At 67.7% G+C, this 6,171-nt stretch carries 4 protein-coding genes; 1 reads left to right on the top strand and 3 read right to left on the bottom strand.

Translation table 11 applies throughout. From position 1 onward, the window contains the following. Positions 1-56: 56 nt before the first annotated feature. Both LzC2_RS03455 and LzC2_RS03450 read right to left on the bottom strand, forming a co-directional pair. Positions 57-2,564: a DEAD/DEAH box helicase gene (locus LzC2_RS03455; RefSeq protein ID WP_171183776.1), complete on the bottom strand. Its 2,508-nt coding sequence runs from the start codon at positions 2,562-2,564 to the stop codon at positions 57-59. Positions 2,565-2,591: 27 nt separating this feature from the next. Beyond that, positions 2,592-3,422 (bottom strand): ankyrin repeat domain-containing protein, encoded by an 831-nt coding sequence (locus tag LzC2_RS03450; protein WP_171183774.1) that lies wholly within the window; start codon positions 3,420-3,422, stop codon positions 2,592-2,594. A gap of 98 nt (positions 3,423-3,520) precedes the next feature. Between LzC2_RS03450 and LzC2_RS03445 the strand changes: the two genes are divergently transcribed. Further along, a complete protein-coding gene (locus LzC2_RS03445) occupies positions 3,521-4,648 on the top strand; it encodes an aminotransferase class V-fold PLP-dependent enzyme (protein WP_171183772.1) in 1,128 nt (375 codons plus the stop codon). Positions 4,649-4,754: 106 nt separating this feature from the next. On the opposite strand, the gene LzC2_RS03440 is transcribed toward LzC2_RS03445, so the two are convergent. Then, positions 4,755-6,161: an RtcB family protein gene (locus LzC2_RS03440; protein WP_171183769.1), complete on the bottom strand. Its 1,407-nt coding sequence runs from the start codon at positions 6,159-6,161 to the stop codon at positions 4,755-4,757. Between the last annotated feature and the right edge of the window lie 10 nt (positions 6,162-6,171).

Raw genomic sequence — 6,171 nt, 5'->3', positions numbered from 1 at the left:
CTCACCCCCAACCCCTCTCCCCCAAAACGGGGAGTAGGGAGCCCCGGAAACACCCCTTACTCGAACAGCCCCAGCCCGAAGTCGTCGGCGCCGTCTTCGCCGCCGGACTTGAGGGTTTCGAGTTCGGCCTCGGTCGTCTGCGGATCGACAGCCCGGCAGGCGAGGGTCAGCTGCTTCGCGACGTCTTTCAGCTCGTCCCGCCATTCGGCGGCATCGAGTCCGTCGGGGGTCAGCCGGGCGAACTCGCCGCAGAGCAGCACGAGCCGCAGGCAGTGGCGGAAGACGCAGCCCTCCTGCTTTTGCAAGCCGCGGGCGGTGACGTAGTCGTCGAAGTTCGCTCCGTGGTTCAGCAGATCCCCCGCGCACCAGACGGAGCGGATCCGCTGGTCGTCGACGTGCGGATATTCATGCCGAAACAGCAGATCGACCTTCTCCGCGAGGGTTGGGGCGTACTTGCGCTCCCAATCGTTGGCGAGCCGATTGTCGTCGTCTTCGATGGACGAGGGGTACAGCTCCTCGGGGGAGAGCACGCCGCGTTCGATCAGTTCCGGGTCGACGTACCCCGTGGCGAGCGAGCCGGGCGGCATGAAGTCCGGCTGCGGGACGCGGACGCTGCGAGCCGTGCTGCCGGGGAACTCCAGCGTCGCTTCGAGGATCTGCAGCCACTCCTCACGGTCCGCTTTGCCGAGGATCGTCAGCAGCCATGACCCGAACACCGGATTGACGGTGCGGAACGCCGTGAGTTGATCGGCCCGCTCGGTGGGCATGGCACGCTTGGGGGAGTAACGCACCGGCTCGTCGGAGGGTTCCTCCTCGCCCGCTTCCTTCCGCCGCGCTTTGGCGAGCGGTGAGTCGTCTTTTGCGGGTTTGTCCGTCTCGTGCTGAGCCTCCGCGATCGCTTCGCTGAGCAGGCCGCCGAGCATCCCGCCGGCCGGTTCGGGTTTGGGTTCGGGTTCCAGCTCCGGTTCGCCGGGTTCTGCCGCTGCCGGCTTCGGTTCCTTGCGGGCGGGCGGCTCCGGTTCGAGATCGACGAAGCCGCCGTGGTGCAGCGTCATCAGCATCCGGTCCAGTTCCTTCAACTGCCCCTCGACGCGGCCCTCGTCCATCAGGCGGGTGCGCACGAACGCCCGCACCTTGTCCACCTCGGGGCTTTTCTTCAGCAGATAGGCCAGCAAGCGCCAGGGCAATCGGCCCTTGCTGGCGAGCTTGCCGGGCGGGGCGGCGATGAGCTTTTGGAACTGGTCGTCGTTCCAGTACTGCGTTCTCGGATTCCGGCTCGGCCGCTTTTTCTTGAGCCGCTTGAACATTTTTTGCAGGTTCGGATCGGAGGACTTCTCCAACGATTCGAGGTCATGCTTAGCGTCCCAGCGGCTGATCTTCACGTCGTCCTCGTGCGCTAGCGCATAGACGTGTCCCTGATCGTCGTACTGCGGTCGGCCGGCGCGGCCGAACATCTGGTGGGCGCCGCTGGCGTCCGCGACCTTCTTCTTCCCCGGCGGGCCTTTGAGCAGGGTGGTGAGCACCACGCTACGGGCCGGCAGGTTCATCCCCGCGGCGAGCGTCTCCGTGCAGACGACGACGCTTAACAGGCGCCGTTGGAACAGTTCCTCGACCGCCCGCTTGTACTTCGGCAGCACCCCGGCGTGATGCACGCCCACGCCGCGGAGCAGGATCGGTTTGAGCTTCGGGCCGGCGCCCGTGGTGAAGTCGTATTCTTCGAGCGCCGCGGCCAACTCCTTGCGGAGTTCGGCGCTGATGAGGTGCCGCCCCTTGAGCGTCTCGGCGATCTGCCAGCACTCGTCCCGACTGAAGACGAAGATCAGCGCCGGCGTGCGGCGGTTGGGATTGTCGGTGCCGGGGTCGTCGCCGTCGGCCATCGACTCGGCGAGATCCGGCAGCAGCTCGTCGTCCGTCCAGTGGTATTGCAGGGGCACCTTCCGCTCCGTGCCTTGCACGAGCCGAATCGCCCGCCCGTGCGACTTCGCCAGCCAGACGACGAAGTCCGCCGCGTTCCCCACCGTCGCCGACAGCAGCATCAACCGCACGTGCGACGGCAGCAGGGCCAGGGCCAGCTCCCAGACAATTCCGCGCTCGGGGTCGGCGAAGGAATGGAACTCGTCCATCACCACCGCGGAGACGTTGTCCCAATCGAACTTCTCCCCGTCGAGGAGGCGATTGACGAGGATCTCGGCGACGACCACCAGCACCGTGGCCTCCGGATTCACGCTGCGGTTCCCCGTCACGAGCCCGACGCTGTCCCGCGGGAAGCCCCACCGCTCCGCAGCGTCCTGCACCTCTTGGAATTTCTGCTCCGTCAGAGCGATCAGCGGCGTGGTGTAATAGGCCGTCTTGCCGGTGTGGAGCGCCTCGTAGAGAGCCGCCTCGGCGACGAGCGTTTTCCCGGTGCCGGTCGGGGCGCAGACCAGCACGCCGGGATCGTGCTCGAAGTACGCCAGCAGGGCTTCCTCCTGCACGGGATACGGCTCGAACGGCAGGCCGTCGAGATATTGGAGGCAGAGATCTTCGCCGGAGGGCGGGGTGGGCGTCGTCGCGGCTCGAGTCATGGCAGTACCCTACCGCCTACGGAGAGTTCACTCTCGCCGAAGCTGCCGCTTGGCGATTGCCGCGTCCACAGGCGGAAATTTTGCCCCGGCCGCACGAAGCAGCCGGACGATCTCCGCGCGGCCCGGGGCGGGCGGGTTCCACACGGGTCTAGCAGCAATCAATCCGCCCGGCGTCTCGCCCTCCGGAACGGCTTCCGGGTCGAATTTCCCCCAGCTGGCGAGCGCGTCGGGGTCGTGCACATTCGGATCAGCCCCCGCTTCCAACAATGCACCCACGACGCCGGGACGGTTATACGCGACAGCTGTCATGAGCGGCCGGGCGCCGGGCCGGCCATCCGGCGACGCTCCCGCTTCGACCAGCAGCCACACGACCTCCGCCGCCGCCGGAGCTTCTTCCTTTTGAAAACCAGCTCGGGCCGCATCGTTCAGTCTCGCATCTAAGTGACCTGTGTCCGCTCCTGCGTCCAGCAACGCCCGTAGCGCTCCCGCTTCGAGATACTGGCAGGCGACCCGCAGCGGGGTGTTTCGTTCGTCCCGAGCAGGAGTGATCAACCCTGCATGTTCCTGCCAAGTTGCGACGGGAAGATCGGGATCGGCGCCGCGGCGGAGCAGCGTGCGGACGACGTCGACGTGGCCTCCGCGGATCGCCTCGTGCAATGCGCTCCAAGGATGCGGCGAGACGGCCATGCGATTCTCGGTGAACTCCGGCCGGGCGTTCGCGTCGACGCCGTCCGCCAACAGGCTGCGTACGGCACTCAGATCGCCGTCCGCCGCGGCCTCCACTAATTGCCGCTCCGGCGAGTTGCATCCGGTCGCGAGAACCACCGGGGCCGCGAACGTCATTGAAGAGCAAAGCATGCGGCGATCGGTCGTCACGGCGTCCTGGCGGTCGGGCGGTAATCTGTTCTTCAAGTCTATCTTCGCACAGAGTCCGTCCCCCGTCCCGCCGACCGCCAATGCCGTCCGACGCCTTCGCCGCCCTCCGTGCCCAGATGCCGGTGACGGAGCGGTACGCCTACTTCGATCACGCCGCCGTCGCCCCGCTGCCGGCGCCCGCGGCGGCGGCGATGGCGGAGTACGCCGCCGATTTCCGCGACCACGGCGACGTGCACTGGCCGAAGTGGCGGGGGCGGGTGGAGGTCGTCCGCAGGCGGTTCGCCGAGTTATTGAACGCCCGGCAGGAAGAGATCGCCGTCATCCGCAGCACGACGGAGGCGATCGGGCTGGTCGCCGAGGGCATCGACTGGCGGGAAGGGGACAACGTGGTCGTGCCGGCGTGCGAATTCCCCTCCAACCTGCTGCCGTGGCGGAACCTCGCCAGCCGCGGCGTTGAAGTGCGGGAGGTGGCCGCGGAGAACGAACAGCTGGACCCCGCGAAGGTCCGTGACGCCTGCGACGCTCGCACCCGGGTCGTTGCAGCCAGCTGGGTCGCGTACGCCACCGGCTGGCGAAACGATCCTGCGGACCTCTGCCAGATCGCGCACGACGCCGGGGCACTGTTTCTGCTCGATGCGATTCAGGGACTCGGCGTGCTGCCGCTGGACGTGGGCGCCGTCCCGATCGACTTCGTCTGTGCAGACGGCCATAAGTGGTTGCTTGGCCCCGAGGGCGCCGGCGTGCTTTACGTTCGACAAGAACGGTTGAGCGAACTGCGGCCGCTGCTGGTCGGCTGGAACAGTGTGCAGAACGCGGGGAACTACGGCTCGAGCGAATTAGAACTCAAAGAGACCGCCGCCCGTTACGAGGGCGGCACCTACGCGACCGCCTGTGCGGCGGGCCTCGCCTCGAGTTTGGACCTGCTCGCCCCCATCCCGCCCGCGGAGCGTGGCGAGCGACTGTTGGCGATCACCGACCGGCTCGTCGACGGACTGACCTCCGCGGCCTGTGCGATCGCGAGCAACCATCGCTACGACCGCCGCAGCGGCATCGTCTCCTTCACCCCGCCCGACGGCGAAAGCGACGGCTGTGCGAAGCGTTTGCTGAACGAAGGAATCGTCGTCCGCGTCCGCCACGGCCGCGTGCGTGCGGCGCCGCACCTCTATACGAGCAACGAGGAAGTCGATCGGTTGGTCGCCGCCCTCTGACGCCCGCCCCGCTTCGCCGTCGCCGTTAGGCGGCGCGCCTGTGACGGTTCGCGCCGCCTAACGGCGACGGCGAAGCGGGGGACGCGGGTGAGGACGATGGCTCTCGTCAGTCCTCCGCCCGGCTCCCGTCGCCGCACATCTTGACGACCCGCGGGTCGAACCGGGCGACGACGTCTACGAGGTCCGTCTGGGCGGCCATCACTTGGCGGATGTTCTTGTAGACGCCGGGCACCTCGTCGGAGCCGGCGGAGATCACCCGGATCCCGCGCTTCTCCAGCGTCTTCCGCACCGTGCCGAAGGCGTACTTCGCTTTCGCCTTGGTGCGGCTCATCCGCCGGCCGGCGCCATGGGAGGCGCTGTCCAACGACTCGGCGTTGCCCTTACCGCGAACGATGAACGCGGGGTCCGCCATGCTGCCGGGGATCACGCCGAGCACGCCCGCCCCCGCGGGGGTCGCGCCCTTGCGGTGGACGTAGACCTCCTTGCCGCCGTGGGTCTCCTTCCAGGCGAAGTTGTGGTGGTTCTCCACGCCTGCGATCGCGTGGGCGCCGATGCGCTCCATCACGTTCTTGTGCAGCACCGCGTGATTCGCGGCGGCGTAATCGCCCATCAGGTTCATCGCGACCCAGTATTCTTGGCCTTCCTCGCTGTCCATATCGAGCCACGCCAGCCGGCCGAACCGCTCCTGCTGCCGCTTGCCGAGCCGGTTGCAGGCGATCTTGGAATAGGTATCGCACACCGCCGCCCCGGTCCCGCGGGAGCCGGAGTGCGACAGCAGGGCGAGGTATTCGCCCTTCTCCAAGCCAAGTTCCTCGTCGCGCTGGGAAAGCGTCAACAGGCCGAACTCAGCGAAATGGTTGCCCGAGCCGCTGCTGCCCAGCTGCGTCCAAGCCTTGTCCTTCTTCTCCCGGGTGATGCGGGTGACGTTCCAGTCCTGATCCATCACCGGGTGATTTTGGCGGCCGCTGCGGCCGTAGCTGGCCCCCACCCCGAACCGCGTGCCTTTATTAAGCGCGTCTTCGAGCCGATCCGGGACCGCTTCGAGATACCCCACCGGCACGTCCAGCACGGAGAGCTTCATCCGGCAGGCGATATCCACGCCGACCGCGTACGGGACGATGGCGTTTTCCAACGCCAGCACGCCGCCGATCGGCAGGCCGTAGCCGACGTGCGCGTCCGGCATCAGCGCGGCGCCCCGGGCGCTGGGCAGGCTGCACGCCTCGCGCATCTGCTTGTGGGCCTGATCGTCGATGTCGTCGCCCCACGTGCGATAGGCGATCGGCTCCGGCGGGGGGGCCAGATCCTCGGCTTCCGCCGTCATCACCGCCGTCGCCAGCGGGCCAAAGTGCGGATCGCTCTCGTAGTCGGCAGGGGTCTCCAGCAGGGCGGGGAGGAACTGCTTCAGCTTGTAGCCGCGCAGCACTTTCGCCGCCGCCGCGGAGCGAATGCCGGACAGCGCGTCCGCGATCAGAAAGTCCGGCACGCCGAGCTTACGCAGCTGGGAGTTGTTCATGGCGGATCGG

Origin of the sequence: Alienimonas chondri (assembly GCF_013036045.1) — a bacterium.
Taxonomy (GTDB): Bacteria; Planctomycetota; Planctomycetia; order Planctomycetales; family Planctomycetaceae; genus Alienimonas; species Alienimonas chondri.
The sequence above is the reverse complement of the archived record's forward strand: the minus strand, read 5'-3'. Positions and strand labels throughout refer to the sequence as shown.